Consider the following 20,507-nt stretch of genomic DNA (forward strand, 5'->3'; position numbering starts at 1 on the left):
GGTTCCGCGAGGCGGAGACGTCAGGCCGCCGGTTCGGCGGCCACGGGATTGCGCAGGACGCCGATGCCCGAGATCTCGACCTCGACCGTATCGCCCGGCTTCATGAACAGTGGCGGGGTGCGCTTGAAGCCGACGCCTCCCGGCGTGCCGGTGACGATCACGTCGCCCGGCAGCAAGGTCATGATCTCCGAGCAATAGACGATCAGATCAGGCACGTCGGTGATGAGCAGGTCCGTGGTGGTCCGCTGCACGGTCTCGCCATTGAGGCGGGTCTGCAGCGTCAGCTTGGACGGGTCGGGAATTTCGTCGGCGGTGACGAGCCAGGGGCCGAACGCGCCGGACTGGTCGAAGGTCTTGCCCGACAGGAATTGCGACGTATGGCGCTGCCAGTCGCGGATGCTGCCTTCATTGTAGCAGGAATAGCCGGCGATGTGCGTGAGCGCGTCCTCGCGCCGGACATGCCGGCCGGCTTTCCCGATCACGAGCGCGAGCTCGCCCTCGTAGTCGAAATGATCGGAGACAGCAGGGCGAACGATCGGTTGCAGATGTCCGACTTGGCTGGTCGGAAAGCGCGCGAACAGCGCCGGCTTCTCGGTGACGGTTCGCCCGGTCTCGGCGACGTGGTCGCGATAGTTCAGGCCGACGCAGATGATCTTGCCGGGATCGGGAATGACGGGCGCAAAGGCGATCGCGTCGAGCGGATAGTCGGCCGGTTCGGAGGCGAGCAGCGCGGCGGCGTCGCCGAGCGCATGGGCCTCAAGCAGCGCGCGCAGGCTCTTCGACGACAGCCGCCGGTCGAGGTCGACGACGCCGTCGCCTTTCACTACGCCGTAGCCCGCACGACCGTCGATGACAAAGGAAACCAGCTTCATACGTGAACCCTCTCAAAAGGAACGAAAACGCTCAGGCCGCGTTCGGCAGCTCAGGCCGCGTTCGGCAGCGGTGCGAGGAAGGCGAGGCCTGACAACAGCACCGCGGGATCTTCGCCCGTGCGGACAGCGCCCAGGATGTAGCGGTCGGGGCGCATCAGCACGGCGTCGAAGCCGTGCTGATCGAGCCAGCCGTCGAGGCCGCCAGCTTCCTCGCCGCAGATGACGGCGACGTCAGCGGCCGTCAGGCGGGCATGATGCTGCTCGATCACTGCGGCACCGAGTCCTGACCGGCACAACAGCGCGAAGCGATAACCGATGCGGTCGTCGCTGCGGCCGAGATCGCGGCTGCGGAATTGCGGCGCCAGCTTTCCGGTCATGCTGCGATCGCCACAGGCCAGGCCCGGGCCGAGCAGCGGCTTCTGCACGTCGAGCTTGAGCTGGCCGTCGCCCTGTGCCGTGCCGGTCGCGAGCGCCGACTCGACCGCCTTGGTGTTGATGAGTCCGCCCAGCCGGATCGCGAGCTCGATGAACTCGCGTACATGCGGCGCGCGCTCGCTTTGATAGGTGTCGAGAAGATCAGGCGTTGCCTTGCCGGCGATCACATGGGCCAGCTTCCACGCGAGGTTGGCTGCATCGCGAATGCCGGCACACATGCCTTGGCCAAGGAACGGCGGGGTCTGATGCGCGGAATCACCTGCGAGCAGCAACCGTCCGCTACGCCATTGCTGCGCCACCGCTGAGTGGAAGGTGTAGACAGCGGCGCGTTCGATCTCGGCCTCTGCGGGCCGGAGCCAGGGCGAGAGCAGCTCCCACACGCGCGCCGGCCGCGTGATCTCGGCGGCGTCTTCGTCAGGCTGAACCGTGATTTCCCAGCGTCGGCGGTTGCCGGTGCCGCGAATATAGGTCGCGGGACGCTGCTTGTTGCAGTGCTGGACGCTGAAATCGCCGAGGTCGGGCCGTTCCTCGCTCAGCCGCACGTCGCAGACCAGCCAGCGCTCGTGGAAGCCGAGATCGTCCAGCGCCGAGCCGATGAAGCGCCGCACCAGCGAGCGTGCTCCATCGCAGCCGACCACATAGGCGCAGGAGATGTCGACCAGCTGGCCCGTGGCGAGATCCTCATAGCGAACGCGGGCGACGTCCTGGTTCTGCTCCAGCGCGAACACATCGCAGCGCGTGCGCAGCTCGACATGAGGCCAGCGCTCCAGGCCATTGTTGAGCACGGCTTCGAGATCGGGCTGGTGAAAGCGGTAGCTCAGATTCCAGCCCATCGCTGTCGGCTCGCTGGGGCGCGGCCAGTCCAGCAGCAACCGTCCCTCCGCATCGACGAAGCGCATCCCGGGACTTAAAGTGATGTGGGGCAGGATGGCGTCGGCGAGACCGATGGTCTGGAACACGCGCATGCATTCGTCATCGAAATGCACTGCGCGCGGCAAGTGATAAGCCTTGGCTTCGCGCTCCAGGACCAGGGTGCGGATGCCGCACAGGCCGAGCAGGTTGGCGAGCGTCGAGCCGACGGGCCCGCGGCCGACAATGACGACGTCGAAGCTTCCGGAGTGTGCGGCCATGTTGCTCATGGCCGCATCTGTTCCGCAACCGCCTCGCACCTTCAAGGCGCGGTCACGAACTGTCCGCCCAGCGGACGCTCAGGCCTGGACGGGGATCGCGGCTGCGGCGTCGCGCAATGGCGCCGCGTACTGGGCGACAGCCTCCTCCAGGGTCATGGCGGAGCGGATCCAGATGATCGACATGCAGCCGAACACGACGTCGCCCCGCACGATCGGCACCGCGATCGATGACGTCTTCGGATTGAACTCGCCCTCGTTGCGGATTGCATAGCCGCGCTGAGACGTTTCATTCATCATGCGCTGCAGCCGCTCGGGCGCGAGGAAGGAAGCGTCCTCGGCATCCTCGATGCGTCGCAGGTGGTTGATGATGATGTCCCGCTCGGCGGGCGGGCAAGCGGCGAGATAGGCCCGGCCGGCCGAGGTCTGCAGCATCGGCAGGCGCTTGCCGATCATGCTGCGATCGATCGAGAGCGGGCTGCGCGCATGCGTGGTCTCCTGGATGACCATCGCGCCGTTCTCATAAGTCGACAGATCGACCGGCCAGATCAGGCTGCGGCTGAGCTCGGCGAGATAGGGCGCGGCGACCTGGCAGATAAAGATGCCGGGATCATAGCCGTCTCCGAGGCTCAGCGCGTGGCGCGTCACCCGGAAGCGGTCGTCGCTGGCGCTGCGCGCGACATAGCCGAGTTCCTCGAGTGTTTCGAGCAACCGATAGACCGTGGGCCGCGGCAGATCGAGCTGGCGGGCCACGTCGCCGGCGCGAATGCCGCCGGACCGATTGACCGCGCGCAGCACGTCGAGGCCCCGCTTGAAGGCGCGGACACCCTCCGCAGGACGGGCTTGCGGAGATCGCGTCCGTTGCTTGGACACTTGGAAAATCCTCCCTGTTCTTCGTTTCCGTCCGCCGATACCGTCTTGAGAACGCGAGCCGGATGCAGGGGCGGCAGTCTACTGCAGGACCGCGCGGAGCTGATACGAAATTCCGCCCGCGCCTTTCGGGAGACAACAAGATGGAAATAACGGCGCTCGGTTACATCGGCATCAAGTCGTCCCAGGCGGAGCAGTGGGGACGCATGGCGACCGAACTCCTCGGGATGCAGCGCGTGGATCGCGCGGCCAGCGTGCAGGCCTATCGGATGGACGATCGCAAGCAGCGGCTGATCGTCGATGGCAGCGGCGATGGCGGGCTCGCCGTCATGGGCTGGGAGGTCGGCGACGCCGCCGCGCTCGCGCGCCTGGCGGGCCGTCTCGACGACAACGGCGTGAAGGTGGCCCGTGGTTCGCAGGCGCTGGCCGATGAGCGTCATGTCACCGAGCTGATCTGCTTTCAGGATCCCGCCGGCCACACGATCGAGGTGTTCTGGGGGGCGGCCGTCGCCTCGGATCCCTTCAGGCCGGGACGTCCGATCTCCGGTTTTCGCACCGGGCCGCTCGGCATGGGACACGTCGTGCTCAATGTCGAGGACGTCGAGCCGCTGCTGCGGTTCTATCGCGACCTGCTCGGCTTCCAGGTGTCCGACTTCGGCCTGACGCCTTACAAGCTGTATTTCTTCCACGTCAACGGCCGCCACCATAGTTTTGCGATGGTCGGTTCGGGCCGCCGCACGCTGCATCATTTCATGGTGGAGCTCGGCAGTCTCGACGACGTCGGCCAGGGCTACGACCTGGCGCAGCTCGACGATGGGCGCGTGGCCTATACGCTGGGCCGTCATACCAACGACCACATGACCTCGTTCTACGTCAACACGCCCTCCGGCTTCTTCATCGAATATGGCTGGGGCGGCCGGCTGATCGATCCCGCGACCTGGCAGCCGCACGAGACCTTCGACGGTCCGTCATTGTGGGGACACGAGCGCTTGTATTTGCTGGATGAGCAGCGCAAGCGCCTGCGCGACATGCGGCTGTCCGCGGCTGCACGCGGCGTTCGCGTGCCGGATCCGCGCGTTCCGCCGCTGAACTGCGCGTGGCTCGACGCCGTGATCGCGCAGGAATGAGCTAAACCGGCGCGCTACACCGGGATCCGCACGCTCGCGCGCAGGCCGCCCATCGGGCTGTCACCCAGCGTGATATCGCCGCCGTGCGAGCGCGCGATGTCGCGGGCGATGGCGAGGCCGAGGCCGGTGCCGCCCTCGTCCTGGTTGCGCGCGTCGTCGAGGCGCAGGAACGGCTTGAACACCTCCTCGCGCATGTCGGCCGGGATGCCCGGGCCGTCATCGTCGACGGTGATGGTGAGGTAGCGGTGGTCGCGATGGCCGGTGATGGCGATCGCGTCGGCATGGCGGGCGGCGTTGGAGACGAGATTGCCGAGGCAGCGCTTCAGCGCCTGCGGTTTCACGGTGACCACCGGCAGGCCGTGGAACGACACCGTGGCGGAATGGCCGTTGCGCTCGGCGTCGCTGCGCAGCTCCTCCAGCGCGTTGGAGATGTCGGTCGGCTGCGCGATCTCGCCATTGTCGCCGCGCGCGAAGGCGAGATAGTCCTCCAGCATGTGCGACATCTCGTCGACGTCCTTGCGCATGGCGTCGATCTCCGGGCTGTCGCCGAGCAGCGCCAGCTCAAGCTTGAAGCGCGTCAGGATGGTGCGCAGATCGTGGCTGACGCCTGCCAGCATCGCCGTGCGCTGCTCGAGGGTGCGCTCGATGCGCGCCTTCATCTCCAGGAAGGCGTGCGCCGCGCGCCGCACCTCGCGCGCGCCGCGCGGGCGGAAGTTCGGCACCTCGCGGCCCTTGCCGAAACTCTCGGCGGCATCCGCGAGCCGCAGGATCGGCTTGATCTGGTTGCGCAGGAACAGCACCGAGACGATCAGCAGGATCGACGACGTGCCGACCATCCAGAACAGGAAGATGTCGGTGTTCGACGCATAGGCCGCGCCACGCTGCGCGAACACGCGCATCACGGCGTCATCGAGCGCGATGCGGATCTCGACCAGGTTTGAGCGGCCGACGGTGTCGATCCAGAACGGGCGGCTGATCTGGCGGCCGATCTGGCTCGACAGCGACTGGTCGAGCAGGTTGAAGAACGGCTTCGGCCCGGGCGGCGGCATGTCGCCGGCCGGCAGGAAGTCCACCACGAGATTGAGCCGCTGCTGCGCGATCCGGCGCAGCATGGTGCGGTCCTTGTCCTGCGGATAGCCCTTGTAGATGTCGATCAGCGCGGCGACGTCCTGCACCACGGCGGCGGAGAGGCGTCGCGTCACCGTGTTCCAGTGCCGCTCCATGAACACGCCCGCGACCACCGTCTGCAGGATCACCATCGGCACGATCATGATCAGCAGCGCCCGCGCATACAGGCCGGTCGGCATCCAGCCCTTGAAGGCGTTGCCGACGATGCTGTTGGCGCGCGACACGCGGCGGGAGGCGGTGCGGATCAGGGTGAGGCCGGTGTCGAGCGTGGTCATGCGGATCTGCTCTCACGGGTGACGCTGCCGTCATTGCGAGAAGCGAAGCGACGAAGCAATCCAGGGTCATCGCGGGACTCTGGATTGCTTCGCTTCGCTCGCAATGACGGGGAGAGATTGGGGCGCCTCAACTCTTGCGGCGAGGAAGTGAGAGCCGCAGCCCTGGCGGATGGGATCGAAGTTCTTGCACCGGCGATGGTCTGCTCCCTCTCCCCGTTCTTACGGGGAGAGGGCTGGGGTGAGGGGCAGCTGCACGGGGAGTGTTTGTGGTGAGACCTGTACTCCCTCACCCGGATTGCATCTGATGATGCAATCCGACCTCTCCCCGCAGGCGGGGAGAGGCTGAGACCGCGCTCGTGGCGAGAGCTCGAATCCAACCGGAGAGAATAAGCGTGCTCACTGGCGCAACGCGCAAGAAGAGCAACGTGGTCGGAGCCGCCGGTCATCAACCCGCTCTCAACCCGTCACCATCAGCCGGTAGCCGATGCCGCGCACGGCCTGCAGGAACAGCGGGTTGGCCGGATCGCTCTCCAGCTTGCGGCGCAGGCGGTTGATCTGGACGTCGACGGCGCGCTCGTTGACGGTGCCGTTGCCGGTCAGCGCGCCGCGCGGCACGGTCTCGCCGCGGGCATTGGCGAGGATGCGCAGCATCTCGCGCTCGCGGTCGGTGAGGTGGACGATCTCCTCGCCCTGCTTCAGCTCGCCGCGCGCCAGATGGTAGACGAACGGGCCGAACCCGATCTGCTCGACGACCTCTTCCGCCGGCGGCGGCGCGGCCCGCTTGAGGATGTTGCCGATGCGCAGCGCGAGCTCTCTCGGCTCGAACGGTTTTGCGACGTAGTCGTCGGCGCCGAGCTGCAGGCCCTCGATGCGGCTCTCCGGCTCGGCCCGCGCGGTCAGCATCACGATCGGCACCGAGGATTGCGTGCGGATGAAGCGGGCGAGGTCGAAGCCGCTTTCGCCGGGCATCATCACGTCGAGGATCAGCAGATCGAAATGCAGCCCCGTCAGCTTGGCGCGGGCGTCGCTCGCGCTCGCCGCCGTGGTGACGCGATAGCCTTCGCCGCGCAGGAAGCGAGACAGCAGATCGCGGATGCGGCGGTCGTCGTCGACGAGCAGGAGATGCGGTGCGTCGTCGGCCGGCGTCTGCTGATGATGCGGTGCGATGGCGGCGATCGTCACGGTCACTCCTTGGCAGCGGCGACAGGCGTCTTGAAGATGGCTTCCAGCACCTTGTCCGGATCGTCGCGATCGATCATCGCGCGCAGGAACTGCCGGACCTTCTCGGCGCCAGCAGGCCCGATCTGCTCCAGCGCGCGGTCGATGCGCCGCGTCTGCAGCCCGGCCAGCTTGGCGACCAGCGCCTCGCCCTTCGGCGTGGCGAAAAGAAGGCGCTGCCGGCGGTCGTTGTTGCCGGTCTTCTGCACGATGTAGCCTTCGTCCAGCAGCTGCTTGAGCACGCGTCCGAGCGACTGCTTGGTGATGCGGAGAACGTCGAGCAGATCGGCGACCTTCAGGCCGGGATAGCGTGTGACGAAATGCATCACGCGGTGATGCGCGCGGCCGAAGCCGAACGCCTCCAGCTCGTGGTCGGCATCGCCGACGAAGTCGCGATAGGCGAAGAACAGGAGCTCGATGATGTCCCAGCGCAGCGGCTCGCCGGCGGCGGGCTCAGCCGCGCGCAGCTCGGGGCTCAACGTCGGGGACGAGAAATTTATGTCAGCCATATTGACGTTTCTGCGGTTCAATGTTACAAAACAATCGTCCGCTACGAAATTTTAGATCGTTTCATCGGCGGGCGATGGTCTCCAGGCGTGTCTGAACGGGCCGTAGGCAACCCCGACGGGCATCCTTGGGCGACGTATCGAACAACCGTGTGATGTCGAGCGGCATTTCGGCAAACCATACTGGACTTCCGCCGGGCGCAAAAGCATGTCCTGTGGTGGCATGCTTGCCCGGGGACCGGCCCAAAGCCGGTCGCGGCAGGTCCGAAATTCAAGAAGCCGACTGGCCCGATCGGACGGGTCGGCCCCAGAACTCGCGAATGGCGATCAGAGCGGGGGAAGCAAGGACATGACTTTGACATTCGACATCAAGCCGACGACGAACCCGACCTCCGACCAGGAGCGCGCTGCCAAGCTCGCCAACCCGGGCTTCGGCCGGGTGTTCACCGACCACATGGCCGTGGTCCAGTACAGCCAGGACAAGGGGTGGCACAGCGCGCGGGTCGAATCCCGCGCCAACTTCCCGCTCGATCCGGCGGCGGCCGTCCTGCACTATGCGCAGGAGATCTTCGAGGGGCTCAAGGCCTACAAGCGCGACGACGGCGGCGTGAACCTGTTCCGCCCCGACGCCAATGCCAAGCGGTTCTGGAATTCGGCCGAGCGCATGGCGATGGCGCAGTTGCCGCCGGAGGTCTTCATCGAGGCGGTCGAGCGGCTGGTTCAAATCGACCGCGCCTGGATCCCGGGCGGCGAGGGCAGCCTCTATCTGCGTCCGTTCATGATCGCCAGCGAGGTGTTCCTCGGCGTGAAGCCGTCGGCGGAGTACATCTTCGCGGTGATCGCCTCGCCGGTCGGCTCCTATTTCAAGGGCGGCCCGGCGCCGGTCTCGATCTGGGTCTCGGAGAACTACACCCGCGCCGCCGTCGGCGGCACCGGCGGCGTGAAGTGCGGCGGCAATTATGCCGCGAGCCTCAAGGCGCAGGCCGAGGCGATCACCCATGGCTGCGACCAGGTCGTGTTCCTGGATGCGATCGAGCGCCGCTATGTCGAGGAGCTCGGCGGCATGAACGTGTTCTTCGTGTTCGACGATGGCTCGCTGTCGACGCCGCCGCTCGGCACCATCCTGCCGGGTATCACCCGCGACTCCCTGATCGCGCTGGCGCGCGATGCCGGCCGCGAGGTGCGCGAGGAGGCATATTCGATCGACCAGTGGCGGGCGGATGCCAAGAGCGGCAAGCTGAAGGAGGCGTTCGCCTGCGGCACCGCCGCGGTGATCTCCCCGATCGGCAAGGTGTGCTCGGCGAGCGGCGATGTCCTGATCAACGGCGGCGAGGCCGGCCCGGTCGCCATGGGCCTGCGCAAGCAACTCGTCGACATCCAATACGGCCGCAGCCCGGATCCGCATCAGTGGATCAGGGATGTGAAGTAGGGCGGGGCTCCGCTGACGGTGCGCTCCCTCCCCCGCTTGCGGGGGAGGGGGCGCACCGCATGGATGGCGATAGCTTCGCTCTCACTGACATGGATGCGCGGGTGACCGACGCCTCCCGCGGGTTGCCGCACCCTGTCGCGGCTGCTACCACCTCAGGCAACGCATTCCATCCCGCAGGGTGGGCCAAGGGCCGCGCAAGCGGGCCGTGCCCACCGCTGCGACGTCATCCAGCCCATGGTGGGCACGCTGCGCTTTGCCCACCCTACGTGTCGAGTCCGATGTCCGACAAACCCAAGAAACCCCAGAAGCTGAAGGCGCGGCTGCCGCGCGGGCTCGAGGATCGCGGCCCGGCGGCGATCGCCGCGACGCGCGAGATGGTCGAGAAGATCCGCGCGGTCTACGAGCGCTACGGCTTCGAGCCGGTGGAGACGCCGGCATTCGAATACACCGACGCGCTCGGCAAGTTCCTGCCCGACCAGGATCGTCCGAACGAGGGCGTGTTCTCGTTCCAGGACGATGACGAGCAGTGGATCTCGCTGCGCTACGACCTGACTGCGCCGCTGGCGCGCTATGTCGCCGAGAATTTCGACGCGCTGCCGAAGCCCTATCGCAGCTATCGCGCCGGCTACGTCTTCCGCAACGAGAAGCCGGGCCCCGGCCGCTTCCGCCAGTTCATGCAGTTCGACGCCGACACCGTCGGCTCCGGCTCGCCGGCGGCCGACGCCGAGATGTGCATGATGGCGGCCGATACGATGGAGGCGCTGGGGATTCCGCGCGGCTCGTATGTCGTGAAGGTCAACAACCGCAAGGTGCTCGACGGCGTGATGGAGGCGATCGGCATCGGCGGTGATGAGCACGCCGGCCGTCGGCTGACGGTGCTCAGGGCAATCGACAAGGCCGACAAGTTTCCGATTTCAGAGATCAAGAAGCTGCTGGGCGAGGGCCGCTGGGACGGCGGCGAAGTCGGCAAGGGTGATTTCACCAAGGGCGCGGGCCTGACTGAAAGTCAGATCGACTCCCTGCTGGCCTTCTTCGAGATGAAGATCGCGGAGCCGCAAATTCAAGGTGAGGAGCAGGATCTGCAGTTCAACGCCCAGGTCTTGGCGAGCGTTGCTCAGCAGAAATTGTTCATGTCCTCGCCGGCCTATGTGGAAGGCGTCAACGAGCTGACCGAGATCGCCAGGCTGTGCAGCGCGGCCGGTTATGGCTATACCCGCGTCCGCGTCGAACCCTCCGTCGTCCGCGGTCTCGAATACTACACCGGCCCGGTCTACGAAGTCGAACTCCTGCTCGAGACCAAGGACGAGAAGGGCCGTCCCGTGCGCTTCGGCTCGGTCGGCGGCGGTGGTCGTTATGACGGGCTGGTCTCGCGTTTCCGCGGCGAGCCGGTGCCGGCGACCGGGTTTTCGATCGGCGTGTCGCGGCTGCAGGCGGCGCTGACCCTGCTCGGCAAGCTCGACACGCGGCCGGCTTTCGGCCCCGTCGTCGTCACGGTCTTCGACCGCGACCGCGTCGCCGACTATCAGAAGATGGTGTCGACCTTGCGCAATCACGGCATCCGCGCCGAGCTCTATCTCGGCAATCCCAAGAACATGGGCAACCAGCTCAAATATGCCGACCGCCGCAACGCACCCTGCGTGATCATCCAGGGCTCGGACGAGAAGGCGCGCGGCGAGGTGCAGATCAAGGACCTGATCGAGGGCGCCAAGGCGGCGGCCGCGATCGCCTCCAACCAGGAATGGCGCGAGAGCCGCCCGGCGCAGTTCTCAGCCAAGGAGGACGAACTCGTCGCCGGCGTCCGCGAGGTGCTCGCGCGCCACGACGTGAGCTGGGGGTAACAGGACTCGTCATGCGCGGGCTTGACCCGCGCATCCATCGCTTCACGACGGCCTTTCATTTCAGAATGATGGATTGCCGGGGCAAGCCCGGCAATGACAGGCTTGGGACAGGACTAACTAACAGGGAGCAACGAATGCCCGAGATCACAGTGAGCATGGCCGCCGGCCGCACCGACGAGCAGAAGGCCAACATGATGCGTGACATCACCAAGGCCCTGGTGACGCATCTCGGCGTCGATCCGGAAGCGGTGGTGATCCAGATCAACGAGGCGCCGCTGACGCACAAGATGAAGGGCGGCAAGACCTTCGTCGAACGTCTGGCCGAGCAGAAGAAGTAGGCGCTGCTGTCGTCCCTGCTCGGCGCGCAATTGCGCGCGGCCCAGGGACCACAGCCCCAGGAAGCGGTTTGAGGCATGCTGGTCTTTGGCCTTTTGCTCATCACGACCGCCGCGGCGTATGGGTCCCGGATCGGCACTACGCCGCACTGACGCGCGTCGCAGCTTGTCCGGGACGACATCTGAACTTGGAGCCGTCATGGACGCACGTGAGATCATCAAACCGGGCATGCGCGCCGAGCGCCTGCTGGTGGTGCCGCCGGAGCGCACCGTGGGGCACTTTGTTCCTCATATGCCCATGGTCTATGCGACGCCGATGATGATCCTGGAGATGGAGATGACATCGGGCGACGCCATCAACCCGGTGCTGCCGCCGGGCTGGGTGACGGTCGGCACCGAGGTCAACGTCCGCCATCTCGCGGCGTCGCCGGTCGGCGCCACCATTCGCACGGTTGCCGAGGTGATCGAGGTCGAGCGCCGCGTCATCCGCTTCTCGGTCGAGGCGTATCATGGCGAGGTGAAGATCGGCGACGGCCGCCACGGTCGCGGCCTCATCAATGTCGCGCAGTTCAAGAAGCGGTTCGGCGTGACCTGAACCGGCTTCGCGCTAGACCGACTGGCCCGTCTTCAACAGCGAGCAGCCGGTGATCCTGAGGCTGCCGTCGGGCTGGGTCTGCAGCGTGTACAGCGCCTCCCATGCCTCGCCCTCGGCATCGATGATGTGGACGCGCTGCGCGACGCTGCCGTCCTCGACCTGCGCGGCGCCGAATTCGAAGCTGCGATGGCGATAGACCGGCGGGTAGCCGCTCTTAACCATGCTCATGAAGATCTCGACGCTCGGAAACAGCGCCTGGATTTCCGGCGCGGCCTGGGCATAGGCGGTCGCGCCGTCGTCGCGCGCCAGGGCCTGTTCCTGGGCGCGGATGACGCTCTGCGCCGCGCTGGCGTCCGCCGCGGCGGCGGGGTGGGCCAACAGTGACAGCAGCAGGACGAGCGGCATCAGAATGCGCATGTCATGTCCTCCATCGGCAGGTCGGGTCGATCCATCATGCGCCATGTACCGTGCGTGACAAGCCTGCCGTCGCGCGTCAATGTCGCGGGCCGGCGGCGATCGGCCGGCTGGATTGTGTCGCCATCGTCACGTCTTCGCGAGCCATGCGGCCCGCGCGGTGCCGGTCGCGATCGGATCGGCTTGATCTGGCCTGATCCGGCGCGAATCATGCATTCAGGCCGTGAACGAAGCAGGAGCCGCATGACCGATTTTTCCACGACTCGATCGCTCTTCACGATCCCTGACGGGGTCATCTATCTCGACGGCAATTCGCTCGGCGCGCTGCCGTCCGCCGTGCCCGCCCGCGTTGCCCGGATGATCGAGGCTGAGTGGGGACGGGAGCTGATCCGCGGCTGGAATAGCGCGGGATGGATGGTGCAGCCGCGCCGCGTCGGCGACCGTATCGCGCGGCTGATTGGGGCCGCGCCCGGCACGGTCGTGATGGGCGATACGCTCTCGATCAAGGTGTATCAGGCGCTGGCCGCGGCGCTGTCGCTCAATCCGGGCCGTCGCGTGATCCTGTCCGACAGCGGCAATTTTCCGTCCGATCTCTACATGGCGCAGGGCCTGGTCCGCATGCTCGGCGACCGCGCCACCTTGAAGGTGGTCGAGCCGGAGCAGGTCGAGGCTGCGATCGACGACAGCGTCGCGGTGCTGATGCTGACAGAGGTCGACTACCGCACCGGCCGCATGCACGACATGAAGGTGCTGACGGCAAAGGCGCACGCGGCCGGCGCGCTCACGGTATGGGACCTCGCGCATTCCGCCGGCGCGGTGCCGGTCGATCTCGCCGGCTCGGAGGCCGACTTTGCGGTCGGCTGCACCTACAAATATCTCAATGGCGGTCCCGGCGCGCCGGCCTTCATCTATGTCGCGCCGCGTTACGCAGACATCGCGCCGCCGGCGCTGTCCGGCTGGATGGGCCACGAGGCGCCGTTCGCCTTCGATCTCGATTATCGCCCCGGCGGCGGCATCGAGCGGATGCGCATCGGCACGCCGCCGATCATCGCATTGGCCGCGCTGGATGCCGCGCTCGACGCCTGGGACGGCGTGTCGATGCAGGACGTGCGCAAAGCCTCCATCGCGCTGTCGGAATTGTTCATCGCCGAGGTCGAGAGGCGCTGTCCGTCGCTGACACTGGCCTCGCCGCGCGATGCGTCGCGCCGCGGCAGCCAGGTGTCGTTCCGCCATCCGGACGGCTATGCGATCATGCGGGCGCTGATCGCGCGCGGCGTGATCGGCGATTTCCGCGCGCCCGACGCGCTGCGCTTCGGCTTCACGCCGCTCTACATCGGCGAGAGCGAGGTGCGCGGCGCCGTCGACATTCTCGAAGAGGTGCTTGCCGACAAGCTGTGGGACAAGCCCGAGTATCGCCAGAAGGAGCTCGTGACGTGAGCAGCGCGCCCTACGATCCCGCCACCGAGGGGGCGCGGATGAACTTCAAGGGACGGATGTCCTATGGCGACTATCTGATGCTGGATCGCCTGCTCGATGCGCAGGCGCCGCTGTCGTCGGCGCATGATGAGCTCCTGTTCATCATCCAGCACCAGACCTCCGAATTGTGGATGAAGCTCGCGATCCACGAGATCAAGGCCGCCATGGCGGCGATCGCCCGGGACGACGTGCAGCCGGCGTTCAAGATGCTGACAAGAGTGTCGCGCATCTTCGAGCAGCTCAACGGCGCCTGGGACGTGCTGCGCACGATGACGCCGAGCGAGTACACGCTGTTCCGCGACAAGCTCGGCGAGTCCTCCGGCTTCCAGTCGTTCCAGTATCGCTCGATCGAATTCCTGCTCGGCAACCGCAATCTGGCGATGCTGCGCCCGCATGCGCATCATCCGGAGCTGACCGCCGAGCTGGAGGCGATCCTGGCGAAGCCCAGCCTGTATGACGAAGCACTGCGGCTCTTGGCACGGCGCGGCTTCTTCATCGGCATCGACGGGCAGCGCACCGACTGGCGCGGCATCCGCGCCGAGAGCCCGGAGGTCGCGGCCGCCTGGACCAGCGTCTATCGCGATCCGCAGCGGCATTGGGAGCTGTATGAGCTCGCCGAGAAGCTGGTCGACTTCGAGGACTATTTCCGCCGGTGGCGCTTCAATCACGTCACCACGGTGGAGCGCATCATCGGCTTCAAGACCGGCACCGGCGGCACGTCAGGCGTCAACTATCTGCGCAAGATGCTGGAGATCGTGCTGTTCCCCGAACTCTGGAAGCTGCGCACCGGCCTCTGAGCCATCGCGCGCTCATTCGATCAGGAGATTATCATGCTGTATGCCGTCAAGGACTGGGACAACGCCTACGCCAACGGCCCGAACATCGCCGGCGGCGAGCGCTGGCCCGGCCTGTGGGTCGCGCCGGCCGAGGCGTATCGAACGGCGTTGGCCGGGCAGGGCCGCGCCAGGCTCGACATTGCCTTTGGCGCACATGAGCGCCAGCGCCTCGACCTGTTCCTGCCTGAGGGCACGCCAAAGGGGCTCGTCGTGTTCGTGCATGGCGGCTACTGGATGCGCCTCGACAAGAGCTTCTGGTCGCATCTCGCGCAAGGTCCAATCGCGCGCGGCTTTGCCGTGGCGATGCCGTCCTACCGGCTGTGTCCCGAGGTCGGCATCGCCGACATTTCGGGCGATGTCGCGCAGGCGGTCGCGAAGGCGATGGACGAGGTTGCCGGTCCCGTGGCGCTGACCGGCCATTCCGCCGGCGGCCATCTCGTCACCCGCATGATCTGCCGCGGCGCCCCGCTGTCGCCGGAGCGACAGGCGCGCATCACCAGCGTGGTCTCGCTCTCCGGCCTGCACGATCTGCGCCCGCTGCAGCGGACCGTGATGAACGACACGCTACATATCGACGACGCCACGGCGCTGCGCGAGAGCCCGGCGCTGCTCGCGCCGATCGACGGCGTCAAGGTCACCGCCTGGGTCGGCGGCGCCGAGCGCAACGAATTCCGCCGTCAGGCGCAATTGCTCGCAAACATCTGGATCGGCTTGGGTGCTACGACCGCCTATGTCGAGGCGCCGGACCGGCACCATTTCGACGTGATCGACGATCTGGCTGATGCGGAGAGCGGGCTGGTGAAGGCGCTGGTGGAGATGTAGGCAGCTCCCGCGTGGGTTCGAGGTCGCGGCCACGCTTAATCGTCAAAGCAAATTACGGCTATCGACATAACTCATTTTGGAACACCTCGGCGGCTGGCTACTCTTTCGCGTGTTGAACGTCGACCTCGTCCACCTTGCTCCGTTGCGCGTGGACGTGGTCGCACCGCGATCGAGAGGCCTTGATGCCAGTCCGACGTCCGACTGCTACCGAGCTGCAACAGGCCGCGCGCGAGATCGGCCTCGATCTCGATGATGCCAATGCGGCGTCGTTCCTTGCGCTGATGCAGGGGCAGCTCGACGCGTACGATCTCGTCGACGAGATGGCGGCGCCGCTGCCCGAGGTCAAATATCCGAGGCCCTCAGGAACACGCCCGCTACCGGAGGACAATCCGTTCGGCGCCTGGGCCGTCACCGCGCACATCCAGGGCGCTGCGGACGGCAAGCTCAAGGGCAGGCGCGTCGCCATCAAGGATAATGTCTGCGTCGCCGGCCTTCCCATGATGAATGGTGCGACCATCCTCGAGGGCTACGTCCCGGAGATCGATGCGACGATCGTCACGCGCCTCTTGGATGCCGGCGCGGACATTCTGGGCAAGGCCGTCTGCGAATACTACTGCGCCTCCGGCGGCAGTCACACCTCAGCCAATGGGGTCGTCGAGAATCCGGTCGTGCCCGGCTACAATGCCGGTGGATCGTCTTCAGGATCCACCGCCCTGGTCATGGCCAACATCGTCGACATGGCCACCGGCGGCGACCAGGGGGGCTCGATCCGCATCCCCGCGTCCTATTGTGGTGCCGTCGGCCTGAAGCCGACGCACGGCCTCGTGCCCTATACGGGCATCTTCGCGGTCGAATTGACGGTCGATCACGCCGGCCCGATCACCCGCACCGTGGCCGACAACGCATTGATGCTCGAGGTGATGGCAGGGCCGGACGGGCTCGATCCGCGGCAGCGCGGTGCCTCGTCACAGCCCTATACGCAGGCGCTGCGGCAAGGCGTGGCCGGCTTGCGCATCGGCGTGGTGCCCGAAGGGTTCGGCACGGCCGGCGCCGAGACCGAGGTGGACGACCGCGTGCGCGAGGCGGCCGGTCGTCTCGCAGCCAAGGGGGCCGACGTCCGTGAGGTCGCAGTGCCGCTGCATGCCGCCGGGGCTGCAATCTGGACGCCGATCTTTCTCGAAGGCGCCACCGATCTGATGATGCGCAGCAACGCCTATGGTACCAACATGAAGGGCGTGTTTCTGGAGAGCCTGCTCGATGCCCACGCGCGCTGGCGCGATCGGGCCGGAGAATTGTCCGAGACGCTGAAGCTCGGCATCCTGACCGGCCACTATATGTCGTCGCGCAATCGCGGCCGCTACTACGGCAAGGCACAGAACCTCAACCGCCTGCTCACGGGAGATTATGATCGCGCGCTCGAACAGGCCGATCTGCTTCTGATGCCGACCACGCCGATGGCAGCGACCCGGCTGCCGTCCGCCGGGGCGTCGCGGGAGGAGATCATCGGCCGCGCCTTCGAGATGGTCGGTAATACCGCGCCGACCTGCCTCACCGGGCATCCCGCGATCTCCGTTCCGGTTGGGAAGACGGCGGACGGCCGTCCGATCGGCGCGATGCTGGTCGCGCGTCACCTCGACGAGTCGACGTTGTACCGGGCGGCTTCCGCACTGGAGGCGTGCTACCAGTGAAGGATGACGTCGTCCCGACAGCAGGTGCTCGTCGGATGCGGCGCGGGATCTGAGGGGATCTACGGCCTGGCAATGGGTGGCAGCAGCCCGGGCAGATCGAACAGTCCCCGGACCCGGTGATCGGGCGCGAGCCCGAGCTCGTCCATCTGCATCCGCATCGCCTTGAACATCGTCAGCGGCGCAACGAGCGCGCAGCTTTCACAGGCTGCGGCCATCGCTTCGGGCGTGACCCTCTCGATCCATGCCACGGTCAGCCCGGCAGCCTTGGCACCGATCGCGTCCCACGGATTCGAGGACACGAACAGGACTTCGGCGGGCGCGGCTCCGAGCTCGGACTCGATCAGGGAGTAGGCCTCGGGACTCGGCTTGAACGTCGCTCTGCTGTCGACGCTGATGGTCTTGTCGAGAAACCGATCGAGACCGGTGTTGCGTACCAGCGCGTCCAGCATCGCAGGGGCACCATTCGAAAGGATCGCCAGCTTGCGGTCCTGGAGACGCTCAAGGGTGGACAGCGTGTCCGGGTAGGGATCGAGGTGGACATATTTGTCCATGATCACCTCGAGCAGCGCTTCTTCGTAGCCAAGGCCGAGGATCCGGAGCGTATAGACCAGGGATTGGCGAGTCACCGCCTCGAAATCCTCGTAGCGCCGCATCAGCGAGCGCAGCCAGGTGTATTCGAGCTGCTTCATCCGCCAGATCTGCGTGATCATGTCGCCGCGGCCCGGGAAAGCCTGCTCGGTGACCGACGCCACCGATTGAATGTCGTAGAGGGTGCCGTAGGCGTCGAAGACGACGGTGCTGATCGCCACGGGGATGGTCCTTGTGTCGGAGCGGTTTTGTACGCGAAGTGCGGCAAGGGACCGCAATGCAGTCCCGTTGCGTCGCGTCAGGGACTTGACGCGAGTTCCGGCATCCCATGCCGCAACTCTGGTCTTTACGAAGTGTGTTCCGACCGACAAAGTGAATTATGACGATGTTGGTATCGTCTTTTTCGATAGCGGGGACTGTCGTGAACTTCGATATCGACTGCCTCAGATCGTTTCTCGTGATCGCGGACACGATGAGCTTCTCGCGGGCCGCAGAGTCCGTCGGGCGATCGCAGTCGACGATCAGCCAACAGATGTCCAAGCTGGAATTGCAGGTGGGCAAGCCATTGTTGACGCGGCGCAAGGGCCGCGTTCTGGAGCTGACCCCCGAGGGTGACCGCTTCGTCCAATACGCGCGGCGTATTCTCCAGCTCAATGACGAGGCCTATGCCTCGATGTGCGAGGATGTCCTCCTCGGTTTCGTTCGTCTGGGGGTTCCGCTCGACTTTTTTGGCCGCGACTTCACCACGTGGCTCGCGCGGTTCAAGACCAAGAATCCGATGGTGGGCATCGAGGTCGAAGCCAATCAGTCGGAAAGCCTGATGAAGCGGAGCGCCCGCGGCGAATTCGACCTCGCCTTCTTCAAGCAGGAGGCCGGGGCTCGAACCGGCACCTCGGTGCTGACAGAGCAACTGGTCTGGGTCTGCGGGCCGAACTACACACCCGACGATGCGTCGATCCCTCTCGTCCTCTTCCCGGACGGCTGCACGTATCGGCGTTTCGCCATGTCGTCGCTGAAGCAGAACGACCGGCGTTGGCATCTCAGCTTCGTCAGTCCGAGCTTCGAGTGCCTCAAGGCGGCGACGCTCGAGGGGCTGGGAATCACCGTCCTTGCGCGCGCCCTGGTGCAGCCGCCGTTGCGCATCATCCGGCAGGATCGCGGTCTGCCGCGCTTGCCGACCGTCGAGCTCGCCTATGCGCGCGGCCGCAGCAACTCCCGCACGGTGGGGGAGCTGACCACGTTTCTCGCCGAGAGGCTGACGGGAGCGGGCGTGCAGCCATAGCTCGGATCTGTGCCGAACGGGCTTCGCTTGCGACCCGACGGCTGCGCCGCATAGGGCCAGGGCGCGCGAAGCACTTCTAGGGCCAATCGACGCCTCGACCGGATTGGTGCTGAGTCGAGGTGCAGCGGGTCGATCGCAGCGACAGCGACAAGATCAAGGAGGACGCCGTCGCCGCCTCCCTTTCGCGCATGGCGAGCTTTCCTCGCAGAAATCGCTGCGCCGTCGTCGTGGACAGGATGATGCTTCGGCGCGCTTCGCCGCAATTCCCGTTGCCCGCCAAGGTTCGCATAATTCCTATAGCGCGTCGCTGAGCAGCCGTCGCGCCGCCTTCAATCCCTGCTCGTCGCGCTTGTAGAACGTCCAGCCCTTGGCGCGCTTGGCCTTGACGAGGCCGGCGGCCACCAGCACGCGCATGTGCTCGCTCAGTGTCGGCGCGGAGACGCCGAGCTTTTCGGCAATGAATAGCCCGCAGACCCCGTCCTTGACGAGGTCGCCATCGTTCTGTGGCGGAAAATGCCGCGTCGGATCGCGCAGCCACTCCAGGATCTGCAGCCGCTTGTCGCTGGCCAGTGCACGGAACACGCGGTCGGGCGCCATTTTGGTACTTTGCCAATTAGCTAATTTATGTCAAGACATGCCGATCGGAACGAGGTGCGGCATGTCAGACATATCGACAGCGGTAACCCGGCAGCAGATCGCGGCCACCTATGAGCTGATCCGGCCTTACGTCCGGCGCACGCCGATGATAACGGTCGATGGTGGCGATTTCGGCCTGCCGTCTTCCCCATTGCGACTGAAGCTCGAATTCATGCAGCATGGCGGCTCGTTCAAGGCGCGCGGGGCGTTCGCCAATCTCCTGACCCGCGATGTGCCGGGGGCCGGTGTGGTCGCGGCGTCCGGCGGCAACCATGGTGTCGCGGTGGCGCTGGCGGCGCAACGTCTTGGCCTGAGAGCAGCGATCTTCGTGCCGAGCATCGCCTCGCCGTCGAAGATCGACCTCATCAAGCGCTTCGGCGCGGAGATCCACGTCGGCGGGGATCGCTATGCCGATGCGCTGGCGGCGAGCGAACGACATGTCGCCGAGAGCGGCGCCTTGCCGATTCATGCGTTTGATCAGCCCGAGACCATGCTGGGGCAGGGCTCGGTGGGGCTGGAGGTGGAGCGCGACGCAGATGATATCGACACGCTGCTGGTGGCGGTCGGCGGCGGCGGGCTGATCGGCGGCATCGCCGCGTGGTACGAGGGACGCGTCAAGGTCGTGCCGGTGGAGTCGGACGGCGCGCCGACCCTGCGCGACGCGCTGGCGGCCGGACACCCCGTCGACGCGCCCGCCGGTGGCGTCGCTGCCGACAGTCTTGCGCCGCGCCAGATCGGCGCGCGCGTGTTTCCGATCGTGCAGCGGTTCGCGGCGGCGGAGGTGATCATCGTCAGCGACGACGACATAAGGGCGGCGCAGCGCGCGTTGTGGATGACGTTGCGCGTCGTAACTGAGCCGGGCGGCGCCGCGGCCTTCGCCGCGCTGCTATCCGGTGCCTACCGTGCGGGTCCGTCCGAGCGCGTCGCGGTTCTGGTCTGCGGCGCCAACACCACAGCGGTCAATTTCAAGAGTTGCTAGATGGATGGGCCGTGAATTCTGTGCCCCGTCA

Annotated in this window: 20 protein-coding genes; 11 read left to right on the top strand and 9 right to left on the bottom strand. The window is 66.3% G+C overall.

What is annotated here, in order from left to right; translation table 11 throughout:
* Nucleotides 1-20 precede the first annotated feature (20 nt).
* From ACQR1F_RS00895 to ACQR1F_RS00905, 3 genes are all read right to left on the bottom strand, one after another.
* Complete coding sequence (locus tag ACQR1F_RS00895) at nucleotides 21-872, bottom strand: fumarylacetoacetate hydrolase family protein (RefSeq protein WP_434912380.1); 852 nt, start codon at nucleotides 870-872, stop codon at nucleotides 21-23.
* 50 nt (nucleotides 873-922) lie between these two features.
* Nucleotides 923-2,446, bottom strand: coding sequence for a bifunctional 3-(3-hydroxy-phenyl)propionate/3-hydroxycinnamic acid hydroxylase (locus ACQR1F_RS00900; protein WP_434912381.1), 1,524 nt, complete (start codon nucleotides 2,444-2,446; stop codon nucleotides 923-925).
* A 69-nt stretch (nucleotides 2,447-2,515) separates the two neighbouring features.
* Nucleotides 2,516-3,307, bottom strand: a complete 792-nt coding sequence (locus tag ACQR1F_RS00905; RefSeq protein WP_316183197.1) for a DNA-binding transcriptional regulator — start codon at nucleotides 3,305-3,307, stop codon at nucleotides 2,516-2,518.
* Between the two features lie 140 nt (nucleotides 3,308-3,447).
* Between ACQR1F_RS00905 and ACQR1F_RS00910 the strand changes: the two genes are divergently transcribed.
* Nucleotides 3,448-4,431 carry a VOC family protein gene (locus ACQR1F_RS00910; protein ID WP_434893978.1) on the top strand — a complete coding sequence of 328 codons (984 nt, stop codon included), beginning with the start codon at nucleotides 3,448-3,450 and terminating at the stop codon, nucleotides 4,429-4,431.
* A 14-nt stretch (nucleotides 4,432-4,445) separates the two neighbouring features.
* On the opposite strand, the gene ACQR1F_RS00915 is transcribed toward ACQR1F_RS00910, so the two are convergent.
* From ACQR1F_RS00915 to ACQR1F_RS00925, 3 genes are all read right to left on the bottom strand, one after another.
* The gene (locus ACQR1F_RS00915) at nucleotides 4,446-5,834 is read right to left on the bottom strand and encodes an ATP-binding protein (protein ID WP_316183195.1); all 1,389 of its coding nucleotides are present in this window, start codon (nucleotides 5,832-5,834) and stop codon (nucleotides 4,446-4,448) included.
* 456 nt (nucleotides 5,835-6,290) lie between these two features.
* Entirely contained in the window at nucleotides 6,291-7,022 is a 732-nt protein-coding gene (locus tag ACQR1F_RS00920; RefSeq protein ID WP_315801968.1) for a response regulator transcription factor, read from the bottom strand.
* Nucleotides 7,019-7,561 carry a MarR family winged helix-turn-helix transcriptional regulator gene (locus ACQR1F_RS00925; RefSeq protein WP_434912382.1) on the bottom strand — a complete coding sequence of 181 codons (543 nt, stop codon included), beginning with the start codon at nucleotides 7,559-7,561 and terminating at the stop codon, nucleotides 7,019-7,021. Before ACQR1F_RS00925 ends, ACQR1F_RS00920 begins: the two co-directional genes overlap by 4 nt.
* Nucleotides 7,562-7,907: 346 nt before the next feature.
* On the opposite strand from ACQR1F_RS00925, the gene ACQR1F_RS00930 reads away from it, so the two are divergent.
* The 4 genes from ACQR1F_RS00930 to ACQR1F_RS00945 all read left to right on the top strand — a co-directional run bounded on the left by ACQR1F_RS00930 (nucleotide 7,908) and on the right by ACQR1F_RS00945 (nucleotide 11,755).
* Nucleotides 7,908-8,987, top strand: coding sequence for a branched-chain amino acid aminotransferase (locus ACQR1F_RS00930; RefSeq protein WP_434912383.1), 1,080 nt, complete (start codon nucleotides 7,908-7,910; stop codon nucleotides 8,985-8,987).
* A gap of 278 nt (nucleotides 8,988-9,265) precedes the next feature.
* Nucleotides 9,266-10,825, top strand: a complete 1,560-nt coding sequence (gene hisS, locus ACQR1F_RS00935; protein WP_316183193.1) for a histidine--tRNA ligase — start codon at nucleotides 9,266-9,268, stop codon at nucleotides 10,823-10,825.
* 68 nt (nucleotides 10,826-10,893) lie between these two features.
* Nucleotides 10,894-11,163, top strand: coding sequence for a tautomerase family protein (locus ACQR1F_RS00940; RefSeq protein WP_315802170.1), 270 nt, complete (start codon nucleotides 10,894-10,896; stop codon nucleotides 11,161-11,163).
* A 196-nt stretch (nucleotides 11,164-11,359) separates the two neighbouring features.
* Nucleotides 11,360-11,755 (top strand): thioesterase family protein, encoded by a 396-nt coding sequence (locus ACQR1F_RS00945; protein ID WP_315801972.1) that lies wholly within the window; start codon nucleotides 11,360-11,362, stop codon nucleotides 11,753-11,755.
* Between the two features lie 12 nt (nucleotides 11,756-11,767).
* Here the strand turns inward: ACQR1F_RS00945 and ACQR1F_RS00950 are convergent, their stop codons facing one another.
* Nucleotides 11,768-12,172 (bottom strand): DUF4864 domain-containing protein, encoded by a 405-nt coding sequence (locus ACQR1F_RS00950; protein ID WP_434912384.1) that lies wholly within the window; start codon nucleotides 12,170-12,172, stop codon nucleotides 11,768-11,770.
* Between the two features lie 240 nt (nucleotides 12,173-12,412).
* Here ACQR1F_RS00950 and kynU point away from each other — a divergent pair, with 240 nt between their 5' ends.
* From kynU to ACQR1F_RS00970, 4 genes are all read left to right on the top strand, one after another.
* Nucleotides 12,413-13,606 (top strand): kynureninase, encoded by a 1,194-nt coding sequence (gene kynU / locus ACQR1F_RS00955; protein ID WP_434912385.1) that lies wholly within the window; start codon nucleotides 12,413-12,415, stop codon nucleotides 13,604-13,606.
* Entirely contained in the window at nucleotides 13,603-14,442 is an 840-nt protein-coding gene (gene kynA / locus ACQR1F_RS00960; protein ID WP_434912386.1) for a tryptophan 2,3-dioxygenase, read from the top strand. Before kynU ends, kynA begins: the two co-directional genes overlap by 4 nt.
* A 33-nt stretch (nucleotides 14,443-14,475) precedes the next feature.
* Nucleotides 14,476-15,303: an alpha/beta hydrolase gene (locus ACQR1F_RS00965; RefSeq protein WP_434886241.1), complete on the top strand. Its 828-nt coding sequence runs from the start codon at nucleotides 14,476-14,478 to the stop codon at nucleotides 15,301-15,303.
* A gap of 182 nt (nucleotides 15,304-15,485) precedes the next feature.
* Nucleotides 15,486-16,991, top strand: a complete 1,506-nt coding sequence (locus tag ACQR1F_RS00970; protein WP_434912387.1) for an amidase — start codon at nucleotides 15,486-15,488, stop codon at nucleotides 16,989-16,991.
* 59 nt (nucleotides 16,992-17,050) lie between these two features.
* On the opposite strand, the gene ACQR1F_RS00975 is transcribed toward ACQR1F_RS00970, so the two are convergent.
* A complete protein-coding gene (locus ACQR1F_RS00975; RefSeq protein ID WP_315801978.1) occupies nucleotides 17,051-17,800 on the bottom strand; it encodes a haloacid dehalogenase type II in 750 nt (249 codons plus the stop codon).
* Nucleotides 17,801-18,000: 200 nt separating this feature from the next.
* Between ACQR1F_RS00975 and ACQR1F_RS00980 the strand changes: the two genes are divergently transcribed.
* Complete coding sequence (locus ACQR1F_RS00980; RefSeq protein WP_434912388.1) at nucleotides 18,001-18,861, top strand: LysR substrate-binding domain-containing protein; 861 nt, start codon at nucleotides 18,001-18,003, stop codon at nucleotides 18,859-18,861.
* A gap of 294 nt (nucleotides 18,862-19,155) precedes the next feature.
* Here the strand turns inward: ACQR1F_RS00980 and ACQR1F_RS00985 are convergent, their stop codons facing one another.
* Nucleotides 19,156-19,458, bottom strand: coding sequence for an ArsR/SmtB family transcription factor (locus ACQR1F_RS00985; protein WP_434912389.1), 303 nt, complete (start codon nucleotides 19,456-19,458; stop codon nucleotides 19,156-19,158).
* A 61-nt stretch (nucleotides 19,459-19,519) separates the two neighbouring features.
* Here ACQR1F_RS00985 and ACQR1F_RS00990 point away from each other — a divergent pair, with 61 nt between their 5' ends.
* The gene (locus ACQR1F_RS00990; RefSeq protein ID WP_315801981.1) at nucleotides 19,520-20,476 is read left to right on the top strand and encodes a threonine/serine dehydratase; all 957 of its coding nucleotides are present in this window, start codon (nucleotides 19,520-19,522) and stop codon (nucleotides 20,474-20,476) included.
* The last annotated feature ends 31 nt before the right edge of the window (nucleotides 20,477-20,507 follow it).

Origin of the sequence: Bradyrhizobium sp. HKCCYLS3013 (assembly GCF_051167615.1) — a bacterium.
Taxonomy (GTDB): domain Bacteria; phylum Pseudomonadota; class Alphaproteobacteria; order Rhizobiales; family Xanthobacteraceae; genus Bradyrhizobium.